The organism is Phormidium sp. FACHB-1136 (assembly GCF_014697375.1).
GTDB lineage: Bacteria > Cyanobacteriota > Cyanobacteriia > Phormidesmidales > Phormidesmidaceae > Nodosilinea.
Genome location: NZ_JACJRS010000065.1, coordinates 1 through 15933 on the forward strand (window position 1 = coordinate 1; position 15933 = coordinate 15933).

Sequence of the window (15933 nt, forward strand, 5' to 3'; positions counted from 1 at the left end):
TTGAAGACTTTGAGCAGGATGGCCCTAAGATTCTTATCATTTTAGACAATGCAAGTATTCATAAAAAGGCAGAGATTCTAGAGAAGATAGCGAAGGAGATGCCCAACATTGTTTTAGAATTTCTGCCACCCTACAGTCCGGACTATAATTTAATCGAGTTAGTTTGGCACTCTGCAAAGGAATTCATTGCCAATCGTCTATTTGAGTCGATTGAGGATTTAGAAGCGCTTGTTCATAACCTATTGAACGAAGGGCAGCTTGTCATCAACTGGGATCGCAAGATCAAAAATAAAGGAAACACAATCAATGCAATTTAAATGCATATCAGCTTAACCACATCCTTTGGGGTAGCAGAGTAAAACCCTACTCAGGAAAGCCAGAACCGCTGCTGCCAAAACGAGACTCCACCCGCAGGGAAACACCGTCCCTCGATAGGGCATAGCCCAGGGGTTGCGGAGTGCGACTAAGATTAGCCCGACCCTCAGATACCAGTGTATTCACCGTAGCTTGGGTGTTGAGGGCATTGAGTTTTTGGATGCGATCTGACGTCCTCGGATGAGAAAAGCTAGGAAGGCGACTGTGCTCATTTTGAGAGAGCGTATTCATCACCCTCAAGCAACCCTGGGGATCAAAACCAGCCCGTACCATGTACTTAAAGCCATACTCGTCCGACTCATATTCATGGCCCTGGAGAATGGCGGAATATTCACTGGTTAGATCAGCAACTTTTTGCTCATAAATTTGAGCAGCCCGCGCCTCAGCTTGCTGACGCTCAGCATCACTTAAGCTGCCCAAAACGCTGGTAGTTGTGCTGCTAACCGCTCCTCCAGCAGAGCCACCAATGACGGTTCCCAGCACCTGCCCCAGCAGGCCTACCGCCGCTCGGTTGCTTGATTGTCGCTGACGGGCCTCCTGAATTTCAGCAACGGCCTCTGCTTCAGCCTCGGCCAAAAGCTGCTGAACTACAGACTCCACTTCTACCATGATGGGGATATGGCCTCGGGTATGGTGCGCCATTTCATGGCCAACAACACAGGCCAAGGCAGCATTATCGCCATGGAGTTGATCGAGCAGTCCGGCCATAAAAGTTAGGGCGTTTAGCTCAGAGGCATAGGCGTTTACTTCGTAGGCATTACTAATCCGAACTCGCCAAGGACGTTCATCTAAGCCGTTGGCACGGGCCAGCCGCTCAACAATGCGATATAGGGTGTAAAAATCATCGGGAAGATTTTGACGGGCTTCATTAAAAAAAGCGTCGCTGCTATTTTTTAGGCCGCTTCCCACCGCAGGCATGGCCGAAAATTCGGCTGCACGGGTGGATTTTTGATCAAGCGCTGTAAAAGTAGCCGCCAAGCCAGTCGCCAAACATATGGCTACCAGCTTAGATTTGAATACGAGCTTCATTATGAATGTTCTCCAAAGTTGAATTTCACGCTAGAAAGGCCATCTGTGACCTGACAGACCAATGAAAAACTGCACCGCAGAAACCAATTCTGTGATGTAGCTTACAATTTTTGACAGTCCCCAAACGTTCTCAACCCGCCGAGAGTCTTTTTATTCACTCCGTAATAATGCGGATGTCTCCCAAGCTTAGATAAAGTTTTGTGAGATGGCAAGAGGGCACCTCGAAAAATCCAAATCTCCGTGGGAGTAGCTACGAGATTTCAGGAGTTGCAGGCTCTTCAAGTTCGCAACAAGGTAATTAATCGAGGTACCCAAGGGTAGCTGTCCAAAATATTGTCCGAAGTATTACTTACAATACCTAAGGTCTCGCTGCAAGAAGCTTGCACCATGACCTGAAGATACGGACACTGTGCTAAGGCATTGTCGCAGCCTGTTGATGCTGTCGTTCTTTGAAGACCACTATGCTTGTCACTCAACACCCGGTTTTTCAGCGCTTTTGGTATCCCGTTTTGCCGATGGCGGAGTTGGCCACTGGCCCCCAGGCGTTTACCTTGCTAGGTCAGCCCTTGGTGCTGTGGCTGACGGCAGACGGCCAACCCGCCGCCCTGCGGGATCGCTGCTGCCACCGTTCCGCCAAGCTCTCGATGGGGATGGTGCAAAACGGTGGTGTGCGCTGTCCGTACCACGGCTGGGCATATGACCGCGAGGGCATCTGCACCAACGTCCCCCAGCTTGACCCCGGTGCCGCCATTCCCAAAACCTATCGGGTGCCGTCCTACCTGTGCCAGGAGCGCTACGGCTATGTGTGGGTGTGTTTGTCCAACGATCCGCTGCGGCCCCTGCCGGAAATTCCTGAAGCGGAGGATCCCGCTAATCGCCTGATTCCCCAGTTCTACGAACCCTGGCACTGTAGCGGCCTGCGGGTAATGGAAAATTCCTTCGACAATGCCCATTTCAGCATCGTCCATGCCGAATCCTTTGGGGTGACAGAGCAACCCAAGCCTGCCAAATCGGAGATTGTGCCCCAGGAACTCGGTCTCAAGGTTTACGCCACCGTGCCCGTGGTGAACCCGCCCATCCAGCAGCAAATCCTCAACATTCCCGATAGCCTCACGGTGCGGGAGGTGGAATCGACCTGGTATGTGCCCTTTAGCCGCACGTTGAAGATTACCTATCCCAACGGGTTGCTACACCTAATTTTTACCGCCGCCACCCCGATCAGCGATGGCACCTCCCAAATTGTGCAGTTCTGCGTTCGCAACGACACCGAGGCCGACGCCAGTGCTGAATCTATCATCGCCTTTGACCGCCAGGTGGTAGATGAAGACAAGCGAGTGCTGGAATCCACCGACTACGACACCCCCGTGGATGTGACCGTAGAGCAACATATGCCCTCGGATCAGCCTGGAATTGTCATGCGTCGCCAACTAGCCGCATTGATTAAAGCCCCTTTCCCCGTGGGAACTACCGATCACACACAGGTCTCTGCTCCGCTGGGTTCCTAGGGGGGATCAACGCTAGGAACCCAGCAAAATAGAGACTTATGTATAAGCAGTAGCCCAGGGTGGGGGATGTAGCTTGCTTCCTGGAGGGTGGGCGAACTTGCATCGCTAGGATTCCCCCGTACAGATTCACCCTTACAATTTAGGCGGCGTAGCCTTTCATCCGCTTCCCTGCGCAGGAGTCCATGGCCAATCGCACCAAACATCTTCGCTATGCTGAGCGGGCGATGGAAGACAACTATCGGCGATCTCGCCGTCACCTAACGCGGGGGCTGGCGGCCCTGGTTTTAATTCTGTTTACCGGGGCGCTTTGGTACAGATATGTGGAGGGCTGGACGTGGATTGATGCCGTCTATATGTCGGTGATTACCCTTACCACCGTGGGCTTTGGCGAAACCAATCCACTAACGGCCAGGGGGCGGCTGTTTACCATGGTGTTTCTGCTGACCGGGGCGGGCGTGATTGCCTACATCCTGAATAGCTTCACAGAATCCATTGTGCAGGGATATTTACAGGCGGGGCTGCGGCTACACAAACGACGGAAGTATATGGAATCCCTCACTGGCCACTACATTATTTGCGGCTTTGGCCGCACCGGGCGACAAATTGCGGCGGAGTTTGCGGCGGAAAAGGTGCCGTTTATTGTGGTTGATTCCGATGATGGATCGCTTCAGTTGGCCCAAAGCTTTGACTACCTCACCTTTCAGGGCGATGCTACCGAAGACCAAGTGCTCCTGCAAGTGGGCATTGAGCGGGCGCGTTGTTTAGTGACGGCCCTGCCCTCCGATGCCGAAAACTTGTATACGGTGCTGTCGGCCAAGACCCTGGCCCCCACCATTCGCACCATTGCCCGCGCCAGCAGCGAAGAGGCCATCCAAAAGATGGAGCGGGGCGGGGCGGATGTGGTGGTGTCGCCCTACATTAGCGGCGGCAAGCGGATGGCGGCGGCGGCCCTGCGGCCCCAGGTAGTGGATTTCATCGATGGCATCCTCACCGGATCCGACCGCACGGTCTACGTGGAGGAATTTTTGCTCACCCCCACCACCTGCCCAATCATCGGTTGCTCCCTGGGCGAGGCCCAACTGGGCAAAAAATCCGGGGCGCTGATCCTGGCCATTCGCCGCGCCGATAACCACCTGATCATTGGCCCCAGCGCCGATACTCTGCTCTGTCCGGGGGATTTGGTGATCAGTATGGGGGCTACCGAGCAACTGCGCCGCCTCAGCCACATTCTCAGCCCCCTCAGGGCTTAGTCCCCCCAAGGCTTAGGCCAAATCCGGCTGGTTTGCCCTCGCTACCAGCGGGCGAGGAGACCGCGTCCCTACGGTTTGTGGGGCGAAGAACCGGGGGTGTCTCATTCGGACTCGGTATTGCAGAATACAAATTTTTGTATCCATCCCTGTAAACAAAGGTGAGGATACGATGCAAAGCCTGATTTCCCGGCTGAATTAAGGCGACCATGAATATGGGTTTAGGCATATATTCTCAGGACATTTCCCCAGAATACTTTGCCCCTTCCCCATGGCGATTCTTGACCTAACATTTGAGGCTGTACCCATGATCACCACATCCCTGAGGACGGCATTACCGACAATCGCAGCGAAACACTACACCATCGAGATGATCCGCGACGAAGCCCGCCAACTGATTGAAAGTGGCCTCGTCAGTCGTCATCAGCCCATCTTCACCCTCTGCGGCTACATTGCAGCTCGCGAATGGCCTCTGATCGAATCGGAACTTGAACAGTACGACTACCTCCTGCGCGACTGCATTGGCGATCTGCTCACCTGCGAAACCTGGAGCGAAGACTAAGCCCAACGCCGCAGCCCCTAGGCCCGACCTGTAGATTGTGCTTAACCTGTAGATCGGGCTTAAACCGAGCGGGCAAAAGGATCAATTGCCCCCGCCACTACTGACGCCGCCACCGCCCTACGGCCTCGTTCCATAGGGCGATGGGGTAATGTCGGTAGGGCGCTGTACCATCCACTGTTGGCCAACCTGGCTCAGGGCGGTCATAATCGGCTGAATTTCCCGACCCTTGGCGGTGAGGGCATATTCCACCCGAGGTGGCACCTCTGGAAAAACGGTGCGGGTCACCAATCCATGGTGCTCTAGCTCGCGCAGGCGGGCCGTGAGCGTTTTAGTGCTAATGCCGGGAAGGGCCGCTAAAAATTCATTGGTGCGCCGATTGCCCTGGAAGAGTTCTCGCAAAATGAGAATGGCCCACTTATTGCCAATGTAGGACAGCACATAGTGAATGGGGCAATGCATTTGGCCATGATTGACAGCGCCATCGCGGGTGGATCGGGCGGGGGCAACGTTAACGGAGGAGGGCATCGGCATCGCTCCTAGTGAGGATGTCGTTTTCCATTGTGGAAGATTATTTTATCGTTGGCGGTTATTCTCGTTGCAGATGATCAGATCTTAAGTTTTTCTTAACACGCGAAAATAGACCTTTTTGGGGCTGATGATGAGGTTTGATACCCAATCCGAATTAGAAAAACTCGATTCCCAACCCGTCAAACCCTAGGGGCGAGGTCTCCTCGCCCACTGATGATACTGGGGATAAACGAGCCGGATTTCGTATGAAACGGTCTATTGGCGATGGCAAAACCTGAGTTCGGGATAAGCCTAGCGGCCCCACGCCCTTGAGCCCTCAGCCTAAATCCCTCCCCCATGGGGAAGAGGGACTTTGCCCCTTGCTAGATCCCCTCTCCCACAGGGAGAGGGGCTGGGGGTGAGGGATCTGAGAAGAAGCCAAAAGCAGGTTTCTAGTAACTATTTCGCAGTCGATTCTTTGTGCGAGAACTGAGATGTTGGTCGATGACGTTCCGATCCCTGGTGCCCCAAACCGTCATGCGCTTTTGGGCTTGGTTGATCTGGTGATTATCCGAAAGGCGATTAATCAAATCCGCTTCGTAGGATTGTTGGCGAGAACTCATGCGAGATTTTCCCATGGTGACCTGACCTGTTGTGGAGGGGGAACGGGCGGGGGCTGGCCCTAAATGCCGGGACAAATCCTAAGCGTGAGGCTGAGAGGCTTCGCAGGTGTCGTCCATGGGCCAACAATCCTTAGGATCTGGGTTGGGGCGATGGACACGCAGTCACCACAATCCTAGGGGCATGGCTTTACTGTAGGCGGTGGTTAGGATTTTGGGGGATTTCCCTACATAAGTTTGCACGGGGGGCACCCATGGACAGCACCAAGCGCCACGATGCAAAAAGCCTCCCAAGGGGAGGCTTTTCGATGTAATCCTGCGATCCCATGCTGTGACGCCGTTGTTTGTCCTAGGGGTGGGCCGCTTGCGGTGGGCCTGGAAGGGTGACAACGGGTTGTATTTGATACAGGGCTAGATACCCGTATCCAGGGCTTCGATCAGTTTTTCTAGGTAGAGGACGACCATATTGCCTTGGTCGGCGGGCATGGCGGTGCGCACTTCTTCCTTCAACAGCTTATAGGCCACCACGCAGGCATCTTGGCGGTGGAAGGCACGGAGAATGTTCTGCATCCACACCAGGTATTCTTCCATGAAGCCATCTTCGTCGCGTAGCAGCAGCCCCTTGGCGATGTATTCCAGGGTGTACATCATATCCCGCTGACACTGGGCTCCATGCTCTTGCACCACCTGCCGATGGGGGGTCTGAATCAGCCGCCGCAGGGCATTAATCACCAGTTCCTTGCTGTGGTCTCGGATGTATAGGTAGGCGGCAATGCGGGCTTGAAACGCTTCGGCAATCTCGCTAAAGGGGCGCAGTTCTTGGTCGTTCAGGTAGCGACCATCGGATTTTTGAATAGCCTCAAGGAGTGCATTGTTCATGGGATGTTATAGGGCGCGTTCGCAACCCTGGCCTCTACATTCTTCAATGTTCCCAAGGAAAGCCGTGTAACTTGTGCTACCTCAATAATTCTTCACTGAGAGGAGGGTAGGGCGATCTGGGGAAACCCTCAGCCTAGGGCTAGACATCGGGCTAGGATGCCGATGGGGCGCAGGATCGGGGCGAGTCGGGGTGGAGGTAATCGTAACGATGGGTTAAGTAATGGCGGGCCAGGTGGGCAGGGAGGGGCTTGCCCAATAGATATCCCTGCATGGCAAAGCAGTGGTATTGGCGCAGGTAGGTCATTTGCTCTAGGGTTTCTACCCCCTCGGCCACCACGCTGATGCCCAACCCCTGAGCCATGGCCGTAATGGCCTGCACCATGGCTTGGTCAGCGGCGGTATTGGGCAAATCCTTCACAAAGGCGCGGTCTATTTTGAGGCCATTGAGGGGGATGTGCTTCAGGTAGCTAAGGCAGGAATACCCGGTGCCAAAGTCATCCATGGAAATGCGCACCCCCAGATGTTGCAGGGACAGGAGCCGCCGAATGGAGGACTGAACATCGGTCATGGCCACGGTTTCGGTAATTTCGAGTTCTAGATCCTGGGGGGAGATCCCCGTTTCCTTCAAGATGGCCGCCACCAGGCTGACCAGAGTCGGATCTTGGAGCTGGCGGGCCGAAAGGTTAACGGCCATGCGGATGGGACATCCCATCTGCCGCTGCCAGGTGACGGCCTGGGCGCAGGCGGTGCGCAACACCCATTCGCCAATGGGAAGAATCAGTCCAGTTTCCTCGGCTAGGGGAATAAAGGAGGGGGGGCTGACCAGGCCCAGTTTGGGGTGATGCCAGCGCAGCAGGGCTTCCATTTGAATGACTTGACCCGTGGCCAGATCCACCTGGGGCTGGTAGTGCAGCAGCAATTCCTGGCGGGCGAGGGCATGGTGCAGGTAGCTCTCTAGCTGAAGCCGCTGGCTCACCTCGGTACTGAGGGATTGGGTATAGAACTGGTAGGTGTTGCGGCCCCGTTCCTTGGCGCGATACATGGCGGCATCGGCGTTTTGCAGCAGCACGCTCATCTCCTGGCCGTCGTGGGGGTAGAGGGCGATACCAATACTGGTGGTGATGTAAAGCTCGTGGCCGTTGAGCAGAAAAGGCTCGGTCAACTGCTGGGCAATGCGCTGGGCCACCTTAGCGCAGTCTTCGGGGCTGGTGATATTGGGCAAAATCAGGGTAAACTCATCCCCGCCCCAGCGGGAGACAATATCCCCCGCCCGCAGGCTTTTGGCGATGCGCTGGGTCACCTGCTGCAACAGGAGATCGCCCACGGCGTGGCTGAGGGTGTCGTTGATGGTTTTGAATCGATCTAGATCAAGAAACACCACCGCCAGCATTTGGTCGCTGTTGCGGGCGTGATCCAGGGCTTCGGGCAGGTGTTGGTTAAAAAAGGTGCGGTTGGGCAGGCCCGTGAGGGTATCGTGGTAGGCCTGATAGTACATTTCCTGCTCGGTTTGTTGGCGCTTTAGCAGGCCACCGAGGCTAGCCGCCACGGCAACCAGGATAGACTCATCGCTGGTGCTCCATTCCCACTCGCTGCGGCAGGCGTCGAAGCCAATGTAGCCCCACAGGTCTTGGTCGATGAAAATGGGCACCATCAAAATGGAAAGAATGTCGTCGCGGCTCAGCAGTTCTTGCTCGTGGGAGGGGAAGTGGCGCACTAAACCACCAACGGGTTGATTGGCCAAAAACGCCTCGTACCAACGCTGCACCCCCAGGGTTTCGTAGGCCTGATCCTGCCAGTGGGCTTGGGTAATGGTGGGGGCAATGCCCGGTCGCGTCCATTCGTAGCGCATACTCATGGCCATGGCCCCGGTTTGCGACTGAGGATGGTGATCGTAGATGTAGGCTCGGTCGGTGTTGGCGGCTTCCCCCAAAATGGCTAATACTTCAGGGATGACGGCATCCAGTTGGGTGGCCGCCAGGAGGCGATGGCTGGCCTGGGCCACCCCCTGCAAGAGCTGATCCCGCCGCAATAGTTCGGTCTCGCCCCGTTTGCGCTCGGTAACGTCTTCTACGGTGCCTTCGTAGCCGATAATCTGACCCTGGGCGTCGTAGATGGCCCTGGCGGATTCAGAAATCCAAATCACCTGGCCATCCTTGCGGTACACCTCCGACTCAAAGCCAATCACCGCCCCGGTGGCGTCCATCGCCTGGATAAATTCCTGGCGACGCTGGGGATCGACATAAAGCTGGTGATCAATGTTGGTGAGGCGGGCCATCAACTCTTCCACCGAGTCGTAGCCATAGAGCTGGGCCAGCATGGGGTTGGCCGTCAGGTATTGCCCCTCCGGGTTGCTCTGAAAGATGCCCTCCACGGCATTTTCAAACATGCTGCGATACTTGGCCTCTGCCTCCCGCAGCGCCGCTTCGGCCTGTTGCCGCTCTAGGGCCAGGGCAATGTCGGCGGTGACCACCTGGAGCAAATCCACCTCGGCTTGCCCCCACACCTGGGCGGTCACACATTGGCTAAAGCCCATCACCCCCTGCAACTGGCCCTGAATCATCAAGGGCAGCAGCAGTAGCGACTTGACCTGGCTAGGGGGCAGGGCAAGCGCCTGGTACTGCATTTCCGAGAATTGATCCTGGGTGAGGTTGATGGCCTGCCCCTGGGCGAGTTGGTGATACCAGGTTTCAAACAGGGGCAGCACGGGCATCACCTGGTAGGCCGGGATGTTGATGGTGCCAGGAATGCCGGGGGCCGACCATTCAAACCGCTGACGCAGCCATAGCGCATCCGCCTCGCCCTGGAATAGCTCGTAGCAATAGACCCGACTGGCCCCGGAGATTTTTCCTAGGGTGGCAAAGACCTCCATCAGGTTGGGATCGGCCCAGTCCCACCGCCAAGACAGCAGTTGGCGTTGCAGCGCGGAGATCGTAGATAGGTAAGCCTCACGGGTTTTGAGGGCCTGGTGGGCCAGGACTTGATCGGTGATGTCGGCAAAAATGGCTAGCAGACCAATGACCTCACCCGCGTCGTTGTGCATGGGCAGGCGACTACAGTCAATCCAGCGCCGCTGACCGTTGGCGTAGCGTTGGGGTTCTAGGGAACGGAGATCGGGCTGGTTGCGATCCATCACCAGTTGGTCGCAAGCCTGGTAGTAGGCGACATCTTCGGGGCTGAGGGCCGATAGATCAGCGTCGGTTTTGCCCACAATGGCCTGGGGGGCAGAGATCCCCATTACCGCTGCAAAGGCCCGGTTGCAGCCCAGGAAGCGACTGTGGCGATCCTTCCAAAACACGGGCTGGGGGATGCTGTCGAGCACCAGTTGCAAAAAGGCTTCCCGCGATCTTAGGGTTTGCTCGATGGTGCGCAGTGCCGCCTCCGACTGCTTCAGGGGGGTGATATCGGTGATAAACCCCTCCAGGCCCACCACTTGGCCCTCGCCATCGAGCATGGCGCTGCCCTTTTCCCAAACCCACTTTTCCTCCCCTTGGCGGGTCAACAACCGATATTCCACCTCGTAGGGCTGTCCGGCGTTAACCCGCTGCCGAATGGTTTCCAGCACAGCGGGTAGATCCTCGGGGTGGGTAATTTGGGTATAGCTGATGCCGTTCTCGCCACTCAGCAATTCCTGGGCCGAATAGCCTGTAATCGCTTCACATCCCGCACTGAGGTACTGCATTGTCCAGTGGGAATCGCTAGCCGATTGAAAGACAATGCCCGGTAGACTGTTCACCCACCGTTGATACCCAGTTCCTTGGGGGCTGAACTTGCCGTGACTACCCACAGAATCTTGGTGCGAGATTTCAAAATCGAACATCTGATTTTACTATTCCCAGGGGCGAGGGGGATATCTCAGGGGACTGGGAGAAGAAAGCAGGCAAGCCGTCGGGGCTAGGGTAGTTAGTGTGAACCTACCATCGGCCACTGGTTTTATCTTACCCCTGGGTCGCTAGCACCATTTGTATCAGGCTTACCACACCCTCCGTAGGGGGGCAGGCCAGCAGCTTGGCCCCATCCATCAGGGTCAAACGGGGTGGATAGGCTGTGGCGAGGGGGGTTAGGGCAATCCAAGGCCGCTGCATCAGTTCAGGACACCGATCCACCCAGTCCCAATCCTCTGGGGCAAAGCCCTGGCCCTCCACCAACACAATGGCCTGGGGCTGCCACACCCGACACAGCGTCCGTGCCTGGGGTAAATCATCCGCCTGCACCAACTGGCAGCGTTGGCGTTGCAGGGCCGTTTGCCAGGGGGTAGCCAGGGGGGCGCGGGTTTTGGCTGGGGCGAACTGGCCTCGGTAGGCCAAAACGAGCAGCGTCAGCGGGGCTGGCGGGGTGGTGGTGCCCACAGTGGTGGTGGCCATCGCCGGAGCCTGATCCGGTGCCCCCCCTTGACCACGATCCAGGTCTCGATTCAGGGTTCGATCCGGATCCTGTTCCACCGCAAGGGCTGCGTCTAGGGACTCCAGGCTGTCGATCACCTGCAAGGTTGGGGGGGCTAGTTGAGCGAGGGCCACTCGCGGATCGGCGGGGATGTTATCCAGGGAGGCGGCATCCAGCAACACCAAAGCTGGAGCCAACCGCTGCACCAAATCCACCGCCTCATCCCAGTGGGTGGCCAGCAGCAACCTGGCCTCTCTATTGGCAAGCTGGGCCTGGGTCTGCACTAAGGCTTCCCCGGCAGCACTCACTAGGAGCAGAAGTTTTTCTGGCTCGTCTGGGGTCTGCGACAAGGGCAGGAGCAGGGTGATTTGATAGCCATCCCACGGCGAGCAAAAGCCGACCAAGTCACCGCCCTGTTGCTGGCATAGCCGACGGGCCAGGGCCAGCCCCAGGGTCTCCATCCCATCCACCTCGGCCCCCAGGGACACCGTCCAAGGCCGAGAGGTGGGCGGGGCGGCCTCCGTTAGGGGCGCTCGCAGGGTGAGGCCCACCCAGGCTCCCCAGGGGTCTAGGGTGAGGGTTTGGGGCGTGACTCCCCGGTGCAACAGGTAGCCCAAAACGCCGTAGAGACTCTGCTGAAGGCGTAGGCGATCCGCCCTCAGCGCCGGGAGTTGCGGGGGCAAGTGGCAGCGAAAGGTGGCCATCCAGGGCGGTGGGGCGGTGGCATCCGGGAGCCAACTGGTGAGAAAGGTGGGCAACAACGTTTCCGTCAACGCCTTGAGATCGAGGGGAGCCGCATCTAGCTCCATCTGCCCTGCCTCTAGACGCATCCAGTCCACCAGTTGGTTCACTAAGCGAATGAGTTTGCGAATGGCCCGCCGCATCAAGCCCGCATAGCGAGACTGACGATCATTCAGGGGGCCAACCCGATGGTCTAAGAGCAAGGTAGACAGCCCCAGCAGGGAGGTCAGCGGCGTTTTGAGAGCATGGCTAATGGCCATCACCCACTGCTGTTCCTGCACCGAAGCAGTGGCCAAGCGAGGTGGGGCCGGGTTTAAATCCACCGCATCCAGATCGGGACTCAGTTGCCCTTGGGCGACCAACTCCGCCACATTGACCACCCCTAAATACTGACCTTGGCCATCCACCACCACCCAGCAGGGGGGCGCAGGCCGGGGCACTAGGCTGCTCAGTTCGGTGGGGGCGGTTTGGGTCACCAAAATTACCACGGGTTCCAGCCAGGGCAGACAATCCTGGATAGAAACGGCGGGGGTATCGCCCATCTGCCCCTGCTGACGTGCCCACAGCAGGCCAAGGGACAGACAGCCCTGGGGATGGTGCTGGTCGTCTACCACAATGATGTAGCTGGGCCAGGGCGAGGGGGGATGCTGGCCCAAATCCGCCACCACGGTTTGGAGGGTAGTCGTAGGCCCATAGCTGGGAATGGGAATTATCCACGGCAATAGACCTGTCGTGGATGAGATGGATCGGGGCCAGGACGGGGGCGACGATGACATCCTTAGCCTTCCCCAGCCTTGAGGGATCTAGAAGCCACCGCCCCCCTTTCCCCCACCGCATCAAGGCAGCAAGTTCGGGCTGAGGGGCAGCATTCTGGCGACCAGCCCTTACAATTAACAAATATAAACATTTGATACCTAACCGGGCTCTTGGATAATGTTCTGACAGCCAATCGGCGATGGTCGAAGATTCGGGCCTTAGCGTTCTTTTAGCAGATTAGCTACTTTGGTTGCACCTTTACAGATATACGTTCTTGCTCGGTCTAGGGAGTCGCTGGCCGAGGCTGGGCAACTCCTACCCCCAGATCGGTTTGTCGTGTGTCTGGGCACCACGGTCGAGGAAAGTCTAGTGCAGTTGCGGGATCGGGGCGACCAAATTGATTGCCTCGTCACCGAAGATGCTCTGCTAGAACATTGGCTCCCTTCCTTGGCGGAGGCTGGAGTGTTGCTACCCGTGGTGGCGGTGACCCCCGCCGGGGCAACCCCCGGCCATGGCGCGGCCCATCTGCCCTGGAAAGACATTTACCACGGGGCAGTAGTCACCCTGCCCAGTAACTATCTTGATCAACTAGAAAATTCCATTCGCCAAGCCATTCAGCAGTTTTTGGCCCTGCCCGCCGACGCCTGTGCCCTGCCCGTGGCCCCAGAATCCACCGCCGAAACCGCTGAAGCCACCGAAACCACCGCCGAAACCGAAGCGGCTGTGCCAACGCCCGAACTGCTGAGCGCCCAACAGGATCGCCTCACCGACAAGCTCAAAGCCCGCCTGGGCTACCTTGGCGTTTACTACAAACGCAATCCCGAATACTTCCTACGCAATATGAGTCAGGTTGACCGTGAGACCCTTCTCAACCAGCTCAAAATCGACTATCGCAAGATTGTGCTGGGGTACTTCTCCAACGATGCCAAGCTGAACCAAAACATCGATGCCTTCGTGGATCAAGCCTTCATGGCCGACATCTCGGTATCGCTGATTGTGGAAATGCACATGGATTTGATGGACGAGTTCTCTAAGCAGCTTAAGCTGGAGGGACGCAGCGAGGAAATTTTGCTGGACTACCGCCTCACCCTGATCGATGTGATCGCCCATCTCTGTGAAATGTACCGTCGTTCCATTCCTAGGGAGCCTTAGCCATCACCGACGCCAGCACTAGCAACCTGACTTAAGGTGTTTTTGTGAGAAGAAGGCCAGTTCAGTCGATATAATCGTTTCCGTTTTGAATCTAGGTCGTTCTAGCTTCCATCTTTGCAGAGCATATGCCCATGAGTGCCGTCAAAAAAACCTACATCCTCAAGCTCTACGTGGCGGGGAACACCCCCAACTCCATTCGGGCGCTCAAAACCCTTAACAACATCCTAGAAGAGGAGTTCCAGGGGGTCTACGCGCTCAAGGTGATTGACGTGCTGAAAAACCCTCAGCTCGCCGAGGAAGACAAGATCCTCGCCACCCCCACCCTCTCCAAAATTCTGCCGCCCCCGGTACGCAAAATCATTGGCGACCTGTCGGATCGGGAGCGGGTTTTAATTGGGCTGGATCTGCTCTATGACGAACTCCGAGAGGATGATATGTATAGCTAGTCAGATCACGGTATGCTAAATGCTCGGTAACCACGTCTGTCTCTGTTCCTTGTTACTGCACCATGCCCGCCGCACACCATCCCCATGACTGACAACGCTCAACCCGATTTGCCCTCCTCCACCCTGCCCTTGGGGGTGCGCAAAACCCGCACCATGATCGAAGGTTTTGACGACATCAGCCATGGTGGTCTGCCGATGGGGCGGTCTACCTTGGTCAGCGGCACCTCCGGGACGGGGAAAACGCTGTTTGCGGTGCAGTTCATCTACAACGGCATTACCTATTTTGACGAGCCGGGGGTATTCGTCACCTTCGAGGAATCACCGGAGGACATCGTTCAAAACGCCTACAGCTTCGGCTGGGATCTGCAAAAGCTGGTGAACGACGGCAAGCTGTTTATTCTCGATGCCTCCCCCGACCCGGAAGGCCAGGATGTGGTGGGGAATTTTGACCTCTCGGCCCTGATCGAGCGGATTCAGTACGCTATCCGCAAATACAAGGCCAAGCGCGTCTCCATCGACTCGGTAACAGCGGTGTTCCAGCAGTACGATGCCGCCTCCGTGGTGCGGCGGGAAATTTTCCGGTTGGTGGCCCGCCTCAAACTGATGGGCGTAACCACGGTGATGACCACCGAGCGTCTAGACGAATACGGCCCCGTCGCCCGTTTTGGCGTAGAAGAATTTGTGTCGGATAACGTGGTGATCGTGCGCAACGCCCTAGAAGGGGAACGCCGCCGCCGCACCATGGAAATCCTCAAGCTGCGCGGCACCACCCACATGAAGGGCGAATATCCCTTCACCATCACCAACGACGGTATCAACATTTTCCCCCTAGGAGCGATGCGTTTGACCCAGCGATCCTCCAATGCGAGGGTGTCCTCCGGTGTGCCCACCCTGGACGAAATGTGCGGCGGCGGCTTCTTCAAGGATTCCATCATCCTGGCCACCGGGGCCACGGGTACGGGCAAAACCCTGCTGGTCAGCAAGTTCCTCGTCGATGGCTGCAAGGCCGGAGAGCGGGCGATCCTGTTTGCCTACGAAGAATCCCGCGCCCAGCTTTCCCGCAACGCCTACTCCTGGGGCATCGACTTTGAAGCCATGGAGCAGCAGGGCTTGCTGAAAATCATCTGTGCCTACCCGGAATCCGCTGGCCTCGAAGACCATCTGCAAATCATCAAAACCGAGATTTCCGAGTTCAAGCCCGCCCGCATGGCCATTGATTCCCTTTCGGCCCTGGATCGCGGCGTGAGCAACAACTCCTTCCGGCAGTTTGTGATCGGGGTGACGGGCTTTGCCAAACAGGAAGAAATCACTGGATTCTTCACCAATACCACCGAGCAATTCATGGGGCTGCACTCCATCACCGAATCCCACATCTCCACCATCACCGACACGATTTTGATGCTGCAATACGTGGAGGTGCGCGGCGAAATGTCCCGCGCCATCAACGTCTTCAAAATGCGCGGTTCCTGGCACGACAAGGGTATCCGGGAATACACCATCAGCAGCCACGGCCCCGACATCAAGGACTCCTTCCGCAACCTAGAACGGATCATCAGCGGTTCCCCCACCCGCATCGCTGTGGACGAAAAGAGCGAACTATCCCGCATTGTCCAGGGCGTTCAGGGCGACAGCGAGTAGAGGCGGGGTCTCCGCGCCCATCCCAACCTACCGCCCCTACCCCACACGGATCGATTCACCACGGCCTGGGAGATCCCCCTAAATCCCCCTTGGGAA

13 protein-coding genes are annotated in these 15933 nt (G+C 57.0%); 7 read left to right on the forward strand and 6 right to left on the reverse strand.

Annotated features, from left to right (window positions below):
* The coding region (locus tag H6G62_RS17695; RefSeq protein WP_190492465.1) for a transposase at positions 1-317 on the forward strand (317 nt) is incomplete at its 5' end.
* Positions 318-363: 46 nt separating this feature from the next.
* Here the strand turns inward: H6G62_RS17695 and H6G62_RS17700 are convergent.
* On the reverse strand, positions 364-1353 hold the full coding sequence (locus tag H6G62_RS17700) for a M48 family metallopeptidase (RefSeq protein WP_190497531.1): 990 nt from the start codon (positions 1351-1353) through the stop codon (positions 364-366).
* Between the two features lie 512 nt (positions 1354-1865).
* Between H6G62_RS17700 and H6G62_RS17705 the strand changes: the two genes are divergently transcribed.
* The 3 genes from H6G62_RS17705 to H6G62_RS17715 all read left to right on the forward strand — a co-directional run bounded on the left by H6G62_RS17705 (position 1866) and on the right by H6G62_RS17715 (position 4718).
* The gene (locus tag H6G62_RS17705; RefSeq protein WP_190497533.1) at positions 1866-2909 is read left to right on the forward strand and encodes an aromatic ring-hydroxylating dioxygenase subunit alpha; all 1044 of its coding nucleotides are present in this window, start codon (positions 1866-1868) and stop codon (positions 2907-2909) included.
* 182 nt (positions 2910-3091) lie between these two features.
* The gene (locus H6G62_RS17710) at positions 3092-4159 is read left to right on the forward strand and encodes a potassium channel protein (RefSeq protein ID WP_242052147.1); all 1068 of its coding nucleotides are present in this window, start codon (positions 3092-3094) and stop codon (positions 4157-4159) included.
* A gap of 304 nt (positions 4160-4463) precedes the next feature.
* Entirely contained in the window at positions 4464-4718 is a 255-nt protein-coding gene (locus H6G62_RS17715) for a DUF4327 family protein (RefSeq protein WP_190497535.1), read from the forward strand.
* A gap of 117 nt (positions 4719-4835) precedes the next feature.
* Here H6G62_RS17715 and H6G62_RS17720 read toward each other — a convergent pair whose 3' ends face one another.
* The 5 genes from H6G62_RS17720 to H6G62_RS17740 form a co-directional block, all read right to left on the reverse strand.
* Positions 4836-5177 carry a helix-turn-helix domain-containing protein gene (locus tag H6G62_RS17720; protein WP_242052149.1) on the reverse strand — a complete coding sequence of 114 codons (342 nt, stop codon included), beginning with the start codon at positions 5175-5177 and terminating at the stop codon, positions 4836-4838.
* A gap of 500 nt (positions 5178-5677) precedes the next feature.
* Positions 5678-5848 (reverse strand): hypothetical protein, encoded by a 171-nt coding sequence (locus H6G62_RS17725; protein ID WP_190497540.1) that lies wholly within the window; start codon positions 5846-5848, stop codon positions 5678-5680.
* A 408-nt stretch (positions 5849-6256) separates the two neighbouring features.
* A complete protein-coding gene (locus H6G62_RS17730) occupies positions 6257-6724 on the reverse strand; it encodes a hypothetical protein (RefSeq protein WP_190497542.1) in 468 nt (155 codons plus the stop codon).
* Positions 6725-6875: 151 nt separating this feature from the next.
* A complete protein-coding gene (locus H6G62_RS17735; RefSeq protein WP_190497543.1) occupies positions 6876-10541 on the reverse strand; it encodes an EAL domain-containing protein in 3666 nt (1221 codons plus the stop codon).
* Between the two features lie 118 nt (positions 10542-10659).
* Positions 10660-12567, reverse strand: a complete 1908-nt coding sequence (locus H6G62_RS17740; RefSeq protein WP_190497544.1) for a histidine kinase dimerization/phospho-acceptor domain-containing protein — start codon at positions 12565-12567, stop codon at positions 10660-10662.
* A gap of 280 nt (positions 12568-12847) precedes the next feature.
* Here H6G62_RS17740 and H6G62_RS17745 point away from each other — a divergent pair, with 280 nt between their 5' ends.
* The 3 genes from H6G62_RS17745 (at position 12848) to kaiC (ending at position 15837) form a co-directional block, all read left to right on the forward strand.
* Complete coding sequence (locus H6G62_RS17745) at positions 12848-13753, forward strand: circadian clock protein KaiA (RefSeq protein ID WP_242052148.1); 906 nt, start codon at positions 12848-12850, stop codon at positions 13751-13753.
* Between the two features lie 131 nt (positions 13754-13884).
* Positions 13885-14199, forward strand: coding sequence for a circadian clock protein KaiB (gene kaiB / locus H6G62_RS17750; RefSeq protein ID WP_190497545.1), 315 nt, complete (start codon positions 13885-13887; stop codon positions 14197-14199).
* 84 nt (positions 14200-14283) lie between these two features.
* A complete protein-coding gene (gene kaiC / locus H6G62_RS17755; RefSeq protein ID WP_190497547.1) occupies positions 14284-15837 on the forward strand; it encodes a circadian clock protein KaiC in 1554 nt (517 codons plus the stop codon).
* The last annotated feature ends 96 nt before the right edge of the window (positions 15838-15933 follow it).

Coding starts and splice junctions, on each gene's coding strand:
- H6G62_RS17705 (WP_190497533.1), top strand. CDS start 1,866: ATGCTTGTCACTCAACACCCGGTTTTTCAGCGCTTTTGGTATCCCGTT.
- H6G62_RS17710 (WP_242052147.1), top strand. CDS start 3,092: ATGGCCAATCGCACCAAACATCTTCGCTATGCTGAGCGGGCGATGGAA.
- H6G62_RS17715 (WP_190497535.1), top strand. CDS start 4,464: ATGATCACCACATCCCTGAGGACGGCATTACCGACAATCGCAGCGAAA.
- H6G62_RS17720 (WP_242052149.1), bottom strand. CDS start 5,177: ATGCATTGCCCCATTCACTATGTGCTGTCCTACATTGGCAATAAGTGG.
- H6G62_RS17725 (WP_190497540.1), bottom strand. CDS start 5,848: ATGAGTTCTCGCCAACAATCCTACGAAGCGGATTTGATTAATCGCCTT.
- H6G62_RS17730 (WP_190497542.1), bottom strand. CDS start 6,724: ATGAACAATGCACTCCTTGAGGCTATTCAAAAATCCGATGGTCGCTAC.
- H6G62_RS17735 (WP_190497543.1), bottom strand. CDS start 10,541: ATGTTCGATTTTGAAATCTCGCACCAAGATTCTGTGGGTAGTCACGGC.
- kaiB (WP_190497545.1), top strand. CDS start 13,885: ATGAGTGCCGTCAAAAAAACCTACATCCTCAAGCTCTACGTGGCGGGG.
- kaiC (WP_190497547.1), top strand. CDS start 14,284: ATGACTGACAACGCTCAACCCGATTTGCCCTCCTCCACCCTGCCCTTG.